Origin of the sequence: Kitasatospora sp. NPDC127116 (assembly GCF_042677365.1) — a bacterium.
Taxonomy (GTDB): Bacteria; Actinomycetota; Actinomycetes; order Streptomycetales; family Streptomycetaceae; genus Kitasatospora; species Kitasatospora lactacystinica.
Genome location: NZ_JBHXTL010000058.1, coordinates 21,079 through 38,360 on the forward strand (window position 1 = coordinate 21,079; position 17,282 = coordinate 38,360).

12 protein-coding genes are annotated in these 17,282 nt (G+C 74.2%); 4 read left to right on the forward strand and 8 right to left on the reverse strand.

Annotated features, from left to right (window positions below):
- Positions 1-303: 303 nt before the first annotated feature.
- On the forward strand, positions 304-1,731 hold the full coding sequence (locus tag ACFVHV_RS22770; RefSeq protein ID WP_359897603.1) for an APC family permease: 1,428 nt from the start codon (positions 304-306) through the stop codon (positions 1,729-1,731).
- A gap of 52 nt (positions 1,732-1,783) precedes the next feature.
- Positions 1,784-3,421: an amidohydrolase gene (locus ACFVHV_RS22775; RefSeq protein ID WP_359897604.1), complete on the forward strand. Its 1,638-nt coding sequence runs from the start codon at positions 1,784-1,786 to the stop codon at positions 3,419-3,421.
- 185 nt (positions 3,422-3,606) lie between these two features.
- Here the strand turns inward: ACFVHV_RS22775 and ACFVHV_RS22780 are convergent, their stop codons facing one another.
- The 3 genes from ACFVHV_RS22780 to ACFVHV_RS22790 form a co-directional block, all read right to left on the reverse strand.
- Entirely contained in the window at positions 3,607-4,314 is a 708-nt protein-coding gene (locus ACFVHV_RS22780; RefSeq protein ID WP_359897605.1) for a TetR/AcrR family transcriptional regulator, read from the reverse strand.
- A gap of 74 nt (positions 4,315-4,388) precedes the next feature.
- Positions 4,389-5,738 (reverse strand): helix-turn-helix domain-containing protein, encoded by a 1,350-nt coding sequence (locus tag ACFVHV_RS22785; protein ID WP_380353018.1) that lies wholly within the window; start codon positions 5,736-5,738, stop codon positions 4,389-4,391.
- A gap of 109 nt (positions 5,739-5,847) precedes the next feature.
- On the reverse strand, positions 5,848-6,606 hold the full coding sequence (locus ACFVHV_RS22790) for a hypothetical protein (protein WP_380353020.1): 759 nt from the start codon (positions 6,604-6,606) through the stop codon (positions 5,848-5,850).
- Between the two features lie 443 nt (positions 6,607-7,049).
- Here ACFVHV_RS22790 and ACFVHV_RS22795 point away from each other — a divergent pair, with 443 nt between their 5' ends.
- Entirely contained in the window at positions 7,050-7,460 is a 411-nt protein-coding gene (locus ACFVHV_RS22795; RefSeq protein ID WP_359897608.1) for a metalloregulator ArsR/SmtB family transcription factor, read from the forward strand.
- Between the two features lie 55 nt (positions 7,461-7,515).
- Here ACFVHV_RS22795 and ACFVHV_RS22800 read toward each other — a convergent pair whose 3' ends face one another.
- The 4 genes from ACFVHV_RS22800 to ACFVHV_RS22815 all read right to left on the reverse strand — a co-directional run bounded on the left by ACFVHV_RS22800 (position 7,516) and on the right by ACFVHV_RS22815 (position 12,892).
- Entirely contained in the window at positions 7,516-8,889 is a 1,374-nt protein-coding gene (locus ACFVHV_RS22800) for a nitrate/sulfonate/bicarbonate ABC transporter ATP-binding protein (RefSeq protein ID WP_380353022.1), read from the reverse strand.
- 14 nt (positions 8,890-8,903) lie between these two features.
- Positions 8,904-10,685, reverse strand: a complete 1,782-nt coding sequence (locus ACFVHV_RS22805) for an ABC transporter permease (protein WP_380353023.1) — start codon at positions 10,683-10,685, stop codon at positions 8,904-8,906.
- Positions 10,686-10,832: 147 nt separating this feature from the next.
- Positions 10,833-11,216: a winged helix-turn-helix domain-containing protein gene (locus ACFVHV_RS22810; RefSeq protein WP_359897612.1), complete on the reverse strand. Its 384-nt coding sequence runs from the start codon at positions 11,214-11,216 to the stop codon at positions 10,833-10,835.
- Between the two features lie 26 nt (positions 11,217-11,242).
- Entirely contained in the window at positions 11,243-12,892 is a 1,650-nt protein-coding gene (locus ACFVHV_RS22815; protein WP_380353025.1) for an NRAMP family divalent metal transporter, read from the reverse strand.
- Between the two features lie 659 nt (positions 12,893-13,551).
- Between ACFVHV_RS22815 and ACFVHV_RS22820 the strand changes: the two genes are divergently transcribed.
- Positions 13,552-14,862: a DUF3533 domain-containing protein gene (locus tag ACFVHV_RS22820; protein ID WP_359897614.1), complete on the forward strand. Its 1,311-nt coding sequence runs from the start codon at positions 13,552-13,554 to the stop codon at positions 14,860-14,862.
- 43 nt (positions 14,863-14,905) lie between these two features.
- Here ACFVHV_RS22820 and ACFVHV_RS22825 read toward each other — a convergent pair whose 3' ends face one another.
- Entirely contained in the window at positions 14,906-17,236 is a 2,331-nt protein-coding gene (locus ACFVHV_RS22825) for an FdhF/YdeP family oxidoreductase (RefSeq protein WP_380353027.1), read from the reverse strand.
- Positions 17,237-17,282 lie beyond the last annotated feature (46 nt).

The window sequence follows — 17,282 nt, forward strand, 5'->3', positions numbered from 1 at the left end:
CCCTCGGGCCGGAACGGGCCGGGCCGGGGCGGGGCGGGGCGGCGACGGCGCGGACGGGGCGGCGACGGGGCGGCGACCGTGCGGACGGGGCGGCGACGGCGCGGAGGCTTATGACAACGCCATTGACGTGTGGCGGGGCCGCCGGTTTCATGGCTCGCACTTCCCGCCCGCGTCACCCTCTGCGACCGGTGCCGGGATTCCCCCACACGCGCACCCCACGACCAAGGCGGTGATCCGTTGGCATCGACGGTGAAGGACACGGGCGGCGGCCCGAGAGCGGACGCGCGAGGCTCCCACGTCACGATGCGCAAGTCGCTCGGCCTGGTGGACGGAGCGGTGATCGCCGCCTCCAGCACGGCCGCCACCAGCAGCATCGGGATCGGCCTGGGCCTGATGGCCGGCGTGGTCGGCCTGCACCTTCCGGCGATCATGCTGCTGGCCTTCCTGCCGGTGCTCGCCATCGCCGGCGGGTACGGGCGGCTGAACGCCGTCGAGCCGGACGCGGGCAGCAGCTACCGCTGGGTCGGGCGCATCCTCAGCCCCTGGCTGGGCTTCCTGACCGGGTGGGTGAACACCGTGGGGACCGTGGTCTTCATGGCGTACACCACGACCGTCACCGGCTCCTCGATCGTCCAGCTGCTGGACCAGGCCCACGTCCGCAGCGTCGCCGGGCTGCGGCTCGACGCCGACTCGACCGTCCAGTGCACCCTGATCGGCCTGGTGGTGCTGGTGGGCGCCGCACTGGTCGCGGTGCGCGGGCTGGACCTGGCGGCCAGGCTGCAGAAGGCGCTGCTGGTCTTCGAGTACGCCGTGCTGCTCGGCTTCTGCGGCTACGGGCTGATCGCCGGCGACCAGCCGTTCTCGCTCCAGTGGTACAACCCCTTCGACATCCCCTCCTTCGACGCGGTCGCCCAGGGCATGGTGCTCGCGGTGTTCTGCTACTGGGGCTTCGAGTCGGTGTTCAGCGTCGGCGAGGAGGTGCGCGACCCGCGGGACGCCTCCCGGGGCGGTCTGCTGGCCCTGGTGGTGATGCTGGCGCTGTTCCTGCTCGCCGGAACGGCCTTCCAACGGGTGCTGCCGATCGACGAGTTGGCCGACAACGGCGCCCACGGACTGACCTACTTCGGCACGAAGCTCGCCGAACAGCCGCTGGCCGCATTGCCGTTGATCGCGCTGATGTTCTCCGCCGTGGCCTCGCTGCAGTCCTCGGTGATCCCGACCGCCCGCGGGATGTACGCGATGGGGCGCGACCGGGTGCTCGGCCCGGTCTGGACCCGGCTGCACCCCCGGCACGCCACGCCCGCCGTCGGCACCCTGCTGATCACCGGCGTCGCGGTCCTGCTGGCACTGGCCTCGATCGCCATCCCGACCGTCAACGACCTGATCTCGGCCGCGGTCAACGCGATCGGCATCGTCGTCGCGCTCTACTACGCGTTGACCGCCGTCGCCGCAGCCGTCCGGTTCCGCGGGCTGCTGCGCACCGACCTGCCGGAGGGGCTGCGCGCGGTCGTCGGGCCGCTGCTGGGCGCGGCGGCGCTGCTCGCCGTCGGCGGGTACCTGGCCTGGAGCTTCTACGACTCCACGGACCACTTCGAACTCGCCGCGGACAACGGGTGGTTCGAGCTGTCCGTGGTGATCATGATGGTGGTCAGCGGGCTGCCGGCGGCGGCCTGGGCCCGCTGGCGGCGGCGCTCGCCGTACTTCCTGCGGGAGGGCGCCGTGGCCGAGTGACCCCGCAGTACGGCAGGACGAATCACGAGGACGCGAGAACGGAGCACCACCCATGACCGAGGCCGATCTGGTCTTCACCCACGGCCCCGTCCACACCGGCGACGCGGCCCGCACCCGGGCGAGCGGCCTGGCGGTCGTCGGCGAACGGATCACCGCCGTCGGGCACGACGAGGTCCGGGAGCTGATCGGGCCGAGGACGGAGGTCGTCGACCTCACCGGCAAACTGCTGCTGCCCGGCTTCCAGGACGCGCACATCCACGCGGTGTTCGGCGGCGCCGAGCTGGCCTCCTGTGACCTCACCGGGACGGTCGGCGTCGCCGACTACCTGGAGCGCGTCCGGGCGTACGCCGACGCCAACCCGGAGCAGGAGTGGATCACCGGCAGCGGGTGGTCGATGGAGAGCTTCGAGGGCGGACTGCCCACCCGGCAGTTGCTCGACTCCGTCGTCCCCGACCGGCCGGTGTACCTGACCAACCGGGACCACCACGGCGCCTGGGCCAACACCAGGGCGCTGGAACTCGCCGGGCTCACCGCCGACACCCCCGACCCGGCCGACGGACGGATCGAGCGCGAGGCCGACGGCACTCCCGGCGGCACCCTCCAGGAGGGCGCCACCGCCCTGGTCGCCCGGCTGGTGCCGCCCTCGACCGCCGCCGACCGGCTCGACGGGCTGCTGCGCGCCCAGCGGCTGCTGCACTCGCTCGGCATCACCGGCTGGCAGGACGCGCTGCTCGGCGCGTTCAACGGCCAGCCGGACCCGTCGGACGCCTACCTGGCCGCCGCCCGCTCCGGCGCGCTGACCGCCCGGGTGACCGGCGCACTGTGGTGGGAGCGGGACCGGGGCGCCGAACAGATCCCCGAACTCGTGCGGCGACGCGCGGAGTTGAGCCACGGACGGTTCCGGGCCGGCTCGGTGAAGATCATGCAGGACGGCATCGCGGAGAACTTCACCGCCGCGATGACCAGCCCCTACCTGGACGGCTGCGGCTGCGCCACCGCCAACTCCGGCCTCAGCTTCGTCGATCCGGTGGCGCTGCGCGGCCACGTCACCGCACTGGACGCGCTCGACTTCCAGGTCCACTTCCACGCGCTCGGCGACCGGGCCGTGCGCGAGGCGCTGGACGCCGTCGAGGCCGCCCGCACCGCCAACGGCCGGCGCGGCGCCCGGCACCACCTCGCCCACCTCCAGGTGGTCCACCCGGACGACCTCCCGCGCTTCGCCCGGCTCGGCGCCGTCGCCAACATCCAGCCGCTCTGGGCCGCCCACGAGCCGCAGATGGACGAGCTGACCATCCCCTTCCTCGGGCCCGAACGGGCCGCCTGGCAGTACCCGTTCGGCGCCCTCCAGCGGGCCGGCGCCACCCTGGCGGCGGGCAGCGACTGGCCGGTGAGCAGCCCGGACCCGCTGGCGGGGCTGCACGTGGCGGTCAACCGGATGGAGCCGGAGGCCACCGACGGGCGGGTCTTCCTGCCCGAGCAGCGGCTCGACCTGGGCTCGGCCATCGCCGCGTACACGGCCGGCAGCGCGTACCTCAACGGGCACGACGACGCCGGCGTGCTGGCGGCCGGGCGGCTCGCGGACCTGGTCGTGCTCGACCGGGACATCCTCACCGGGCCGCCGGAGGAGATCGCGCGGGCCCGGGTCCTGCGGACGTACGTCGGCGGCGAGCTGGTGCACGCGGCGGACTGAGCCGGGCAGGGGCCGGACCGGCCGTCGGCGGTGGGCGTACGGGGGCTCACCGCCGGCGGCCGGCGGCGTGCCCGGGCCCGGGCGGTGCCGCGCCGGGCGTCCGGGGCCGGCCACCCCCGTCACCGCGCGCCATGCCTGCCACACCTGCAGAACCCGCCACGAGGAAAGTCACGCGCCCGCCCGCCTCAGCCGCCCGCCGCTCGCAGCCGGGCCTCGGCGGCCTCCAGGAGCAGGTCCAGGGCGTACGGGTAGCCGCTGCGGCGCATGTCGCTGGTGAGCAGGTGGGCGGTGGCCGCGATGTGGGGGTGGTCGGCGGCGTCGAGCCGGGCGTAGGAGGCCTGCCAGACCTGGAGGTCGGCGGTCTGGGCAGGGGCCGGGAGGGCGAGCGTGGCGGCGTCCAGGGCGGCGAAGCCGAGGCTCTGGTCGACGAAGGCGTGGTAGATCCGGACGGCCTCCGGGTCCGGGAAGCCCGCCCTGCGCAGGACGCCGAGGATCGCCTCGACGGCGGCGATCTCGTGGGTGCGGCCGGTGGTGCGGTGGGCGGCGAGGATGGCGGCCTGCGGGTGGGCCAGGTAGCTGGCGTGGATGCGCAGGCCGATGGCGCGCAGGTCGGCGCGCCAGTCGCCGGTGGGCCGCCAGCCGTGCTGGGCGCGGCCGATCAGCTCGTCGGCGACGGCGAGCAGCAGGTCGTCGGTGCTGTGGAAGTAGCGGTAGACCGCGCTCGGGTCGGCGCCGAGCGCGGCGCCGAGCCGCCGCACCGTGAGCGCCTCGGTGCCGTGGCTGCCGATCAGCCGGATCGCGGTCCCGACGATCAGCTCGGCGGACAGCACCACGCCCTGCTTGGTGGGGCGGCGTCGACGGCGCTGCGGTTCGGGGACTACGCGGTCGGTCATCCCCCGAGGTTATGCCCGCACCGTTGACGTAGGCCAGGGGTCGGGCGCCACCCGCCCCCGGCCGTCGGCCGGACTCAGCCCTCCTTGTGGGCCGGGGTCCAGGAGGTGCCGTTGTGGGCGTAGTTCGGCGCGCCCTGCATGCCGACGGTGCGGAACGGCTGCTGGTCGCCGAGGTCCACCCGCATCGTGCCCTTGCGGCCGTCCTTGCCGGTCCACACCAGTTCGAGGAACCAGCTGACGTCCTGGGAACGGGTGGCGGCGTCCACGTCGATCACCTGCGGGTCGGTGGCCGAGATCCGGTACGGGAAGTCCGTCGTGCCGGTCCTCCGTTCGCCCTCCCGGCCCGCGACGGGGACGAGGCGCGGCGTGGCCGCGTCGAGGTCGACCGCGAAGGACGCCGGTTCCAGCCCGCCTCCGCAGCCGGACCCGGGCGTGTAGGCGTTCCACTTGGGGGCGGGCCGGGTGCTGACCACCTGTACGGACATGGAGTTCAGCACGACGGCGTCCGAGCTCGCGCCGAGGGCGGTCAGCTCGATGCGCAGGTGCCCGGCCGGGACCAGGCGCTGGGAGGCCGCCCAGCTGTCGATCCGGCCGGAGGACGACGGGGGCGGGGTCACCTGGGCGGGGGAGCGGGCGGAGAGGAACCACTGGTCGCAGGGGCTGCCCCAGCCGTTGCTGAGGACACTGACGTGGAAGGGCGCGGGGAGGTCCTCGGGGGCCGCCGGGGCGGCGGCGGACGGGGTGTCCGCGGCGGCGGAGCCCGCGGGGGCCGGCGGTGCCGGGGCACCGGTGGGCGCCGTACCGGCCCCCGCGGTGGCGGCGACGGACGGTGCGGCGGGCGAGGAGGCGGAGGCGTTCGGGGTGCCGCCGTTGTCGCCGGTGTCGCGCAGGAGGAGGCCGGAGGCCACGGCGGCCAGCGCGACCACGGCGGTCGCGCTCAGCAGCACCCGGGTGCGGATGCGGCGGCGCGGCCCGGCGGGCGGGGGCACGGGGTGGGTGGTCGTCACCTCCGGTTCCTCCTCCGGCGCGGCGGCGGACTGCGGGTCGGGTGCGGCGTCCGGCCGGAGCCGCGGCTCCGCTTCCGGCTGCGGCTGCGGCTGCGGCTGCGGTGTCGGTGCGGGCGTCGGCGTGGGTACCGGTGCGGCGGCGGCCGGAGTGCCCGCGGGGGAGGCCTCCCGGCGGCGGGCCGCGTCGGCCAGGATCCAGCGGCGGTGCAGTTCGACCAGTTCCTCGCCGCCGGCCCCGCAGACCCGGGCCAGCCGCTCCACCGGCGCGTACTCGGTCGGTACGGCGGCGCCGTTGCAGTAGCGGTGCAGGGTGGAGGTGCTGACGTGCAGCCGGGTGGCCAGGGCCCCGTAGCTGCGGCCCGAACGCTCCTTGAGTTCGCGCAGCATCGCCGCGAACTCCTCGGTCTCCACACTCATCCGCTGCCCTTCCCCCACCCCGGGCCCGGCCCGGGATGTCGTCGATCCGCGAATCACCGTACCGGCAGGCCGGGGCGGGGACCGGGGCAGGGGAGTGCGAAGCAGCAGGTCAGCTCCGGCCGGCCGTCTCCGTGGAGGCCGCCGCGTCGGCGACGCTCTCCCGGTACAGGCCGAGCTTCGGCTGCTTGCCCACCTTCGCGCCGGCGCCGAGCTGGAAGTTCCGGGTGTCGGCGTTGGGCATCTGGTCGTCGGGCAGGACGTTCAGCTGGTCCACGTCGGCCACCCCGCCGCTGCCGGGGTTGAGGTCCACCACCGCGTAGGTGCTCCTGCCGGGAGCCAGCGCGTAGGCCGGCGGGCCGCCCAGCCCGCCCGGAACCAGCGGGGTGAGGTCGTCGCCGTGGTGGGGGGCCTTCGAGCTGCCGAGACCGATGAGCGGGTAGTAGCTCAGGCCGCAGTAGGCGGTGCCCTGGTTGTGGACCTCGATCACCCGCTGGTCGGGCGACCCGGCCCGGGCGGACACCTTGACCGTCAGCTTGTCGGCCTTGCAGGGGTGGGTGTAGGCGTACGCCTCGTCGCCGGCGGCCGCGGCCCCGCCGCCCGTGGCGGGGACCACGGGGGTCTTCGGGCGGGCGGAGCCGCCTGCGGCGGGCGCCGCGGTGGCCGGGGCCGCCGGGGCCGGAGCGCCGACGGTCGGCCGGTCGGCGGACGCGGCGGGTGCCGCGGCACCGGGGGCGGTGCCGCCCGCGATGGTCCCGGCGGGCTTCACGGGCCGGGCCGCGTCGCCGCCGTCCGGCCCGCAGGCGGTCAGGGCGAGGGCGGCGCCCAGGGCGAGGGCGGCCGGGACGAACAGGGTACGGCGAGCGGACATGGAGGTTCCCCCGTGAGGTTGCGGATGAAGGAGGCGAGGAAGGCGGCGGGCCGTCGGGGCCGACCGCTGGGCAGCACTCTGGTCCGTCGTCCGGCCGGTCCGCCAGACCTCCCCGCCGAGCCGGGACGCTGGAACGGTTCCACCCCCGTTGACCTGCGGTTTCACACCCGCCTGGAACGGCCTCCCGGAACGCCGCGAGGCCCTCAGGGGCGCCGGCGGCGGAGCCGGGGCGCGTCGTGCGGAGCTTTGCCGGGTGCACCACGCGCCCCCCGGCGTCCGGCCGGGAGGTGCCCCCACCTCGGCCCCGCGAGGCACGCGCCCGGACGCCGCGCCCCGACGCCGCGCCCTGATCCGACAGGACCCACCGGACACGCCCCGGGCCCGGCCGGTGCCGTCGTCGAGGGGCGGGTCGGCGGGCCGGCGGGCGTCGGTACGATCCCTGTATGGGTGGTGCGCGGGAAGAGGCCTGGGACGCCGAGGCGGCGGAGCGGGCGGTGGCGGTGCTGAAGGCGGTGGCGGACCCGTCGCGGTACCGGCTGCTGTGGGCGCTGAGCCACCGGGAGCTGCCGGTGAGCGAGCTGGCCGAACTGCTGGGGGCGCACGTGTCGGCGACCTCGCAGCACCTGGCGAAGCTGCGCGCGGCCGGGCTGGTGGTGGCGCGCCGGGAGGGGACGCGGATCTTCTACCGGGCCACCGAGGTGCGCGGGCTGCTCACCGAGGCCGCGCTGATCGCCCACGACCTGCCCGCCCGCCGCGACGGCGACGACGACGGCGCAGCCCCGGCCGGTGCCACCGCGCCGCAGCCCTTCGCCCGCGCGGCCCGCGCGGTGCGCCGCCGCCCGGCGACCGGCTGAGCCCTCCCGGCCCTCCGCGGTGCTCGCCCGGGGCGTCGGCGTGCGGCCGGGCCGGTCAGCGGCCCGGCGCCGCCAGCCGGTACTCCTGCCGGTCGGCGTCGTACGCGAAGAGCCCCGCGTAGCGGCCCCAGTCGGTGGCGGTCTCCAACTGCCGGTCGGTCTGTTCGCCGGTGTAGTGGCGGCCGAGCAGGTCGCGCAGGAAGCCGGTGCGGACGGTGGCGCCGGGCCGGCCGCCGAGGCTGTTGGCGATCAGCTTGATCAGCGGGACCTCCAGGGCGGCGGCGGCGAAGACGGCGCGGGCCTCCTGGGCGTCGGCCCCGGTGTAGGCGGCGCCCGTCGCGGTGAGCAGCAGGTCGTCGCCGTGGACCTCGGCGAAGCCCAGCAGGTCGAGGGCGTCGACCTGGGGGAGCAGGTCGTCGATGTCCAGGCCGAGTTCGTCGGCGAGGCCGGCCAGGTCGCAGCTCCCGCCCCGGTGGGCGATCGTCTCGGCGAGACCGGAGAGGCCGTCCACGCCGGCGCTGGGCAGCGGGGTGGCGGCGACGGTGCGCCGTTCGGGGTCGGGTTCGGTGCGGCCGGACGGGCGGGTGTCCTTGGGCCGGCCGGTCATGATCCGGTACACCCGGTCCACCAGCTCGTCGAAGGCGGCCGAGTCGCGGTCGCGCGGCCGCTCCAGGGCGACCTCCACGGTCTCCCGGATCGTCCCGTACGGGCGGGCGCCGAGGACCACGATGCGGTCGGCCATCAGCACCGCCTCCTCGATGTTGTGGGTGACCAGGACGACGGCCCGGGTGGGGAACTGGCCGGACTCCCACAGCTCCATCAGCTCGCCGCGCAGGTTCTCGGCGGTGAGCACGTCGAGGGCGGAGAACGGCTCGTCCATCATCAGCACGTCCGGTTCGACGACCAGTGCCCGGGCGAAGCCGACCCGCTGGCGCATGCCGCCGGAGAGCTCCTTGGGGTAGGCGGAGGCGAAGCCGGTCAGGCCGATCAGGTCGATGGCCTGGTCGGCGGCCCGGGCGCGCTCCCGGGGAGGGACACCGCGGGCCTCCAGGCCGAGTTCGACGTTCTGCCGCACGGTCAGCCAGGGCAGCAGCGCGAAGGTCTGGAAGACCAGCGCGGTGCCGGGGTTGGCGCCGGTGAGCGGGGTGCCGCGGTAGCGGACGGTGCCGGAGCTGGGCGGGACCAGGCCGGCCAGGCAGCGCAGCAGGGTGGACTTGCCGGAGCCCGAGCGTCCGAGCACGGCGACGACCTCGCCGGCCCGGACGGTGAGGTCGATGCCGGAGAGCACCGGCAGTTCGCCGGCGGCCCCGGCGTAGGACTTGGTCAGACCGGCGGTCTCCAGCAGCGCCTCCCCGTCCCCGTCCTCGTGGGGGGCGGGTGCGGGGGCGGGTGCGGGCTCGGCGGCACGGTTGCGGAACGGGAAGCGCATCGGCGGACTCCGGACTACAGCGAGTAGCGGCGCTCGGCCAGCCGGTACAGCCGGCGCCAGAGCAGACGGTTGAGGGCGACGACGTACAGGCTCATCACCGCGACCCCGGCGAGCAGATGCGGGTGGTCGCCGCGCTCGGCGGCCCGGGCGATGTACGCGCCGAGGCCGGTCGCGGTCAGCGTGGTGGAGCCGAAGGTGACCACCTCGGCGACGATGGAGGCGTTCCAGGCGCCGCCGGAGGCGGTGATGCCGCCGGTGACGTACGCCGGGAAGACGCCGGGGAGGATCAGCCGCCGCCAGCGCTGCCACCCGCGTACGCCCAGGTCGTCCATGGCCTCGCGCAGGTCGGCGGGGACGGCCATGGCACCGGCGATGGCGTTGAACAGGATGTACCACTGGGAGCCGAGGGCCATCAGCAGGATGCCGCCGAGGTCGATCGACACCCCGGTGCGCAGCAGCAGCCAGACCACCAGGGGGAAGAGGAAGTTGGCGGGGAAGCCGGCCAGCACCTGGACGACGGGCTGGGCGATCCTGGTCAGTCGGGGCGAGAAGCCGATCTTCACGCCGATCGGCACCCAGACCGCGGTGGCCACCGCGACCAGCACCACCACCCGGGCGAGGGTGGCGAGCCCGAGCAGCAGCGGCTCGCCGAAGACGCCGAGGCCGGTGCGGTCGGCCAGGTAGCGGCCGAGGTCGACGAGGCCCCACAGCACGATGCCGCCCGCGACGAGGGCGAAGGCCACGTCCCCGGCCCGCCGCCGGCCGGGGTGGACGGCGGGCGGGCGGTCGGCGGTGCCGAACACCCGCCCGGCCCGGTTCAGGGCCCGTCCGGCGGGGCGCAGCGCGCGGCCGAGCGCGGCGGGCAGCCGGGAGCGGCGCAGCAGGTCCAGCACGACCGAGCGCTGCACCTCGGTGGCCTCGGACTGCTCGTTCTTGAAGCGTTCGGCCCAGGCGGTGAGCGGCCGCCAGAACAGGAAGTTCACGCCGACCACCAGTACCACCATGGTGGCGATGGCCCAGCCGACCCGGCCGAGGTCCCCGGCGGCGATGGCCGCGCCCGCGTACGAGCCGACCCCGGGCAGCGCGTACCGCCGGCCGTCCACGGTGATCGCCTCGGAGGCGACCAGGAAGAACCAGCCGCCGCCGAAGCCGAGCATGCCGTTCCAGACCAGGCCGATCATGCCCGAGGGCAGCTCGACCTTCCAGAACCGCGTCCACCGGCTGAACCCGAAGGAGCGGGACAGCTCGTCGAGTTCGCGGGGCAGCGAGACCAGCGCCTGGTAGAAGGCGAAGGTCATGTTCCACGCCTGGGAGGTGAAGATGGCGAAGACGGCGGCGCATTCGAGGCCGAGCACCGAGCCGGGGAAGAGGGCGAGGAAACCGGAGACCGCGAGGCTCAGGAAGGCGAGCACCGGCACCGACTGGAGGATGTCCAGCGCCGGGATCAGCACCCGTTCCAGCCGGCGGCTGCGGGCGGCCGCGTAGGCGTAGCAGAAGGTGAAGACGACCGAGAGGGCGAGCGCGGCGAACATCCGCAGCAGCGAGCGCGCCGCGTCGTACGGCAGCCGGGCCGGGTCGGTGTCGACGGCCGCGTCCCGGGTGGTGGAGAAGCGGACGGCGCCGCCCTGGCCGAGCCGCAGCACGAGGTAGAGCAGGACCAGGACGGCGGCCGCGACGACCAGGTCCGTCCAGACCCGCCCGCCGAGCCGGTGCGCGGTCCGGGCGGGCAGTGAGCCCCGGGACAGGCCCGGCAGCGGGCTCCGGGACCGGCCCGGGGCGGGCTTCGTCAGGGTCATGGCGGTACCTCCGGGGCAAACCCGGGCAGTCTGCTCCCTCGGGACGTCCGTACGCAAACCCGCCCGCCCCCACGGGGCCACCGGGTGCGCCCGGCCCCGGGCGGGGCGCCGTGTCCCGTCCCGGGGGCGCGCCGTCCCGGGCCGGGGTCAGGCGGTCCGGGCCAGCCGGGGGTCGTACTTGTAGCCGATCTGCCGGACGGTGGCGATCGCCTCCCGGTGCCCGGGGCCGAGCTTGCGCCGGATCCGGGCGATGTGGGTGGCGACGGTGCGGGAGTCGCCGGTGTCCGGGCGGCCCCAGACGTTCTCCATCAGCTGGCGCCGGGAGTGCACCCGCAGCGGGTTGCCGACCAGGTGCGCGAGCAGTTCGAACTCCAGGTACGGCATGGTGACGTGCCGGCCCTCGACGGTGACGGTGCGCTGGTCGGTGTCCACCACCAGGCCGGGCGCGGGCGCGGGTCGCGGGGCCGGGCGCCGGCCCGGGGCGGGGTGGTGCGAGAAGACGGCGTCGAGCCTGGGGCGGTGCGGGACCATGGCGCGGGGGCTCCTTCGTGGTCGGCTCAGTGGTTCAGCGCGGTCTGGACGATCTTGACGACGACCATGGCCGTCGCGATCAGCAGGTAGGCGCGCAGCGCGCCCATGCCGACCTTGCGGGCGGTGGACAGCACCGGCTTGTCGAGGGTCTCCAGCGGCGGCATCCGCCAGTTCTCCCGGCCGGTGCGGTCGACGGGGTCCTCCTTGGTGCCGCGGCGCCCGAAGGTGAAGGAGTACCCGGCGACGAGCACGCCCGCCACGCCGCAGCCGGCCATGATCCGGAGGATCGTCCCGGAGTCGATGCCGGGCCAGACCACGGCGGCGGTGAGGATCAGGGAGAGCATCACCAGGACGCCGACCACCAGCGAGGTGAAGGCGTTGGTCCGCGGCCCGTTCGTCCAGGGGCCCAGCACCGCGCGGTCGTTGCAGAGCAGCAGCAGGAAGACGGTCGCGGAGGGCAGCAGCACCCCGGCCAGCACCTGGACGAACTGGGTCATCAGGCCCTGGGTGTAGTCGGTGGAGAGCAGCGTGATCGCCGCCGCCGCGACCACCAGGCCCGCGTAGATCCCGTAGAAGCCCTTGGCGCCCTTCACCCCGCGGTGCAGCGAGTGCTTGATGCCGAAGACGTCGCCGATCGCGTACGCGGTGGACAGGGACACCGCGAAGGCGCCGATGATCGAGGCGTCCAGCAGGGCGATGGCGAACAGCACGCCGGCCAGGTGCCCGGCCTTGTCCTCGATGCCCCGGGCGACGGCGGCCGCGTCGGAGAAGTGCCCGAAGCCGTCGGTGCCCGCGAAGGCGGCGGCGGTGAGGCCCATCATGGCGGCGGCGCCGACGATCACGATCACGATGCCGATCCAGAGGTCGGCCTTCTCGTACGTCATGAAGCGCGGGGTGATCCGCTTGTCGATGACGTACGACTGCTGGAAGAACAGCTGCCAGGGCGCCACGGTGGTGCCGACGATGGAGATGATCACCAGCATCACGGCCGCCAGCCCGCCCGACCCGCCGGGCATGGCGGGCACCACGAAGTCGTGCGCCATCCGCGAGGTCTTCGGGTGGACCATGAAGTAGATCGGCACCAGCAGCAGCGAGCCCAGGCACAGCGTCACGGCGACCCGCTCGAAGCGCTGGAACGAGCCGGTGAAGGCCGAGGCGATGATGATCCCGGCGGCGAGCACCACCGAGGCCGCCTTCGGCAGGCCCAGGTACCCGGCCGCGAGCGTGACCCCGATGAACTCGGTGACCAGCGTCAGCGCGTTCAGCAGGAACAGGTCGATCACGCTGAACGCGCCCCAGAACTTCCCGAAGCGCTCCAGGATCAGCCGGGCGTGGCCGACGCCGGTGACGGCGCCCAGCCGCAGCACCATCTCCTGGTTGACGTACAGCACCGGGACCAGCATCAGCAGCGTCCACAGCAACTGGGTGCCGTAGTTCTGTCCGGCCTGGCCGTAGGTGGAGAAGGCGCCGGCGTCGTTGTCGCCGACCATCACGATCAGGCCGGGCCCGACGATCGCGAGCAGGGTCTTCAGTCTCGCCGACAGGCCGTGCCGGGGCGTGGTGTCGTCGAGCCGGATGGTACCGAGCGCGCCCTTGATGTCGCCGACGTGCGCGTCGTCGAGGACGGCCGAACGCGGCTCGGGCGGAGCGGAGTTGAGCGTGGCGTGGGTGGTCATGGGTTTCCTCCCTGGGCCCCGGAGGGGCGGTTCGGAGGCAGGCGGCGGCTCTCCCCGCGGGCGGGCACGGCGCATCGGCGCGCGGCTGCGCGGCCCGTACGGTGGCGTGCGGGCACGGCGGAGCCGCGTGCGGACATGGCGTGCCGTCGTCGCTGATGACTGCCGAAGAATGGTGACGGATCGTCAGGACGTGCTGCGGGGAAAGGTGTTACCGCATGCCGGAGGTGTGCGAGGGCAGGCGGGGGCAGGGGCAACTGTGGCCCGGACTACTGCAATCCATGTCTCTCGCCTCCTCCCGGCCGGCGCACCCCGTGGTGCGTGTCATCGACGCGGCAAGGAGCTCACCGGCCCGCGCGACGCGACCGCCGGTTCACCCCAACTCGTCAGAGCTTAGTCCCGCCCGGGAGCGATACTTGCGCACTTGGTAAAACCTTTACCTTTCTGTCGGCGTACGCCGGTGCCTGCCGCCGCCGCCCGTCCGCGCCCGCCACTGCCCGCCACTGCCCGCTGCTTCCCGTCCGCGCCCGCCGCTGTCCGTCCGCGCCCCGGGGCGGGCGGCGGCCGGCCGGGTGACGGGGGTTTGGCCGCCGGGCCGCCACGGAACGACTTCCCGCCGTACCGGCACCGGCACCAGGTCGTGCCCGAACCCGAGGGGTGGCATGGCGACCGCAGACTCCCAGGGGCCTCCCCGGCAGGCGCGGGCGCTGACGCTCGCACGGAACCCGAAACTGTGGCTCTTCCCGGGCGTCCTGTGCTGCCTGCTGGCCGTCCTCCTCTCCCTGCTCTACATGGGGGGCATCCTCAACCCGAGCGGGCACCTGCACCGGCTGCCGATCGCCCTGGTGAACGAGGACCAGGGCCCGCCGCCGCCCGGGCAGGCGGAGCCCCTCGGCGCCCGGCTGGCCGCCGCCGTGGTGGCCGGCACTCCCGACAGCACCGTCCAGTGGCGGCAGGTGGACGCGGCCGGACTGAGCGAACAGCTCGCCGCCGGCAAGGTCTACGGCGCGCTGGTCGTGCCGAAGGACTTCAGTGCCGCCGTCACCGCGCTGGTCACCGGCGGCGCCGTCGAGCGGCCGACCGTCACCGTGCTGACCAACCCCGGCATGGGCAGCCTCGGCTCCTCGATCGCCGCGCAGATCTCCCAGAACGCCGCCCACCAGGCCTCGTCGGCGCTCGGCGGGCAACTGCTGGCCGCCGTACCGGCCTCCGGCGCCCCGGGCCCGGACACCGGAGCCACCGCCCGGCTGCTGCTCGCCGACCCGATCGCCGTCACCACCCAGGTCGGCCACCCGATCGGCGGCCACAGCGGGCTCGGCCTGAGCGCCTTCTACTTCACCCTGCTGGCCGTGCTGACCGGCTTCATCGGCGGCAACATCGTCCACAACGGCGTCGACGGCGCGCTCGGCTACAGCGACAGCGAGATCGGCCCCTGGCACACCCGCCGCCCGACCGTCCCGATCAACCGCACCCAGACCCTGCTGCTCAAGATGGTCATGACGGCCGGGATCATGCTGCTCACCACCTCGCTCGTGGTGCTCTGCTCGGTCGGCGTCCTGGGCATGGACGCCCCCCACCTGGCACAGCTGTGGATCTTCGCCTACTGCGCCAGCCTCGCCGTGGGCCTCGGCGTGCAGGCGATCAACGCCGCGTTCGGCGGGATCGGGCAGCTGGTGTCGATGTTCGTCTTCATCGCGCTGGCGCTGCCCTCCTCCGGCGCCACCGTCCCGCTCCAGGCGGTCCCCGGCTTCTACCGCTTCCTGAGCCTCTTCGAGCCGATGCGCCAGCTCAGCGACGGCATCCGGGCGATCCTCTTCTTCGACGCCAGGGCCGACGCCGGGCTCACCCGCGGCTGGGTCATGATCGGAATCGGCGCGGCGCTGGCCCTGCTGTTCGGCTTCGGGATGACCCGCTACTACGACCGCAAGGGCCTGCACCGCTGGACGCCCCAGCCCTCCGGCCAGGACACCTGACCGCCGGGGCCGGTCGGCCGGGGCGGTCGGGCGTCCTGGAAGGTCAGGACGACTTGGTGACGGTCACCTTGAGGTGCTTCATGATCGGCTGGTCGCTCTGGGTGCTGTAGTCGCCGATCGCGCACAGCACGTTCAGCTCCGGCATGTACCCGGCCGCGCAGCCGCGCGGGATGTCGTACGGGACGGCCAGGTAGCCGTGCACCGAGCGGGTGGACCCGTCCCGGGCGGTGCTGGTGACGTCCACCCGGTCGAACTCGTCCAGGCCGCGCTCGCGCATGTCGTCCCGGTTCATGAACACCAGCGTGCGCAGGTTCCGCACGCCCCGGTAGCGGTCGTTGTCCGAGTAGATGGTGGTGTTCCACTGGTCGTGCGAGCGCATCGTGCCCAGCGCCAGGGTGCCCACCTCGGGGACGACGTCGGGCAGCGGGGCGGCGGAGAACTCCGCCTTGCCGGAGCGGGTGTCGAAGACCAGCTCGCGGGCGGGCTGCTTGATCCGGAAGCCCAGCGGCAGCCGCACCCGGCGGTTGAAGTCCTCGAAGCCGTCGAGGACCTGGGCCATGGTGTCGCGGATGCGGTCGTAGTCCTCGATGTACCACTCCCAGGGGGTGGAACTGTCCGGCAGCGCCGCGCGGGCCATCCCGGCGACGATCGCGGGCTCGGAGAGCAGGTGCGGCGAGGCCGGGCGCTTCATGCCGACCGACAGGTGCACCATGCTCATCGAGTCCTCGACCGAGGTGGACTGCACCCCGGCCCGCTGGTGGTCCTTCTCGGTCCGGCCCAGGCACGGCAGGATCAGCGCGGCCCGCCCGTGCACCAGGTGGCTGCGGTTCAGCTTGGTGCTCACCTGGACGGTCAACTCGCAGGACTCCAGGGCCTGGTAGGTGTACGGGGTGTCCGGGGCGGCGAGCGCGAAGTTGCCGCCCATGCCGACGAACACCGTGACGTCGCCGCGCCGCATCGCCTCGATCGTGCCGACGGTGTCCAGCCCGTGCTCGCGCGGCGGCTCGATCCCGCACACCTCGGCGAGCCGGTCCAGGAACGCGCCGGCGGGCCGGTGGTCGATGCCGCAGGTGCGGTTGCCCTGGACGTTGCTGTGCCCGCGCACCGGGGAGGGGCCGGCCCCCTCCCGGCCCAGATTGCCGCGCAGCAGCAGGAGGTTGACGATCTCCCGGACGGTGTCCACCCCGTGCTCGTGCTGGGTGACGCCCAGGCACCAGCTGAAGATCGAGCGGTCGGCCTCCCGGTAGACCCGCGCCGCCTTGAGGATCTCGGCCCGGTCCAGCCCGCTCTGCCGCTCGATCTCGTCCCAGGGCGTGGCCAGGCAGACGTCGCGGTACGCCTCGAACCCGCTGGTGTGGCGGTCGATGAACAGCCGGTCCAGCGCCCGGTCGTCGGCCGCGGACTGTTCCAGGATCGCCTTCGCCATGCCGCGCAGCAGCGCCATGTCGCCGCCGATCCGCGGCTGGAGGTTCAGGGTGCTGGTGCGGGTGGCCCGGTTCAGCGCCATGTCGGTGAAGTCGTGCGGGATGATCGTCCGGGTCGCCGCCGCCTCGACCAGCGGATTGACGTGCACGATCTGCGCGCCCCGCTTGTACGCCTCGGCCAGCGAGGTGAGCATCCGGGGCGCGTTGGAGGCCGCGTTGACGCCCAGGATGAACAGGGCGTCGGTGACCTCCCAGTCCTTGAGGTCGACCGTCCCCTTCCCGGTGCCGAGCGAGGCCTGCAGGGCCCGGCCGCTGGCCTCGTGGCACATGTTGGAGCAGTCGGGCAGGTTGTTGGTGCCCAGCTCGCGGGCCATCAGCTGGTAGAGGAAGGTCGCCTCGTTGCCGAGCCGGCCGGAGGTGTAGAAGGCGGCCCGGTTGGGGTCGTCCAGCCCGCGCAGGGTGCGGCCGACCAGGGCGAACGCGTCCTTCCAGCCGATCGGGACATAGCGGTCGGTGTCCGGGTCGTAGACCATCGGCTCGGTGAGCCGGCCCTGGTCCTCCAGTGCGAAATCGCTCCACCCGGACAGCTCGGTCACCGTGTGGGCGGCGAAGAACTCCCGGCCGACCCGCTTGCGGGTCATCTCCCAGGTGACGTGCTTGATGCCGTTCTCGCAGATGTCCAGGTGCAGGCCCTTGGTGTCGTCGGGCCAGGCGCAGCCGGGGCAGTCGAAGCCGCTGTTCTCGTGGTTCATCCGCATCACCGCCCGCGGCCCGTCCAGGTACGCGCCCTCGCGCACCAGGAAGCGGGTGACGCTCTTGGCGGCGCCCCAGCCGGCGGCCGGGTGGTGGTACGGCTGGGCGTGGGGCGGGCCGGCGGGGGAGGGGCCGACCTCCTCCTGCCCCGGGGGCTCCTGCGGGGGAGTGGTGACGGCGTCGTCGGAGGTGGTCACGGGCCTCGCCTTCCGTCGCACGGGGGTCGGACACCCGGCGTTGCAG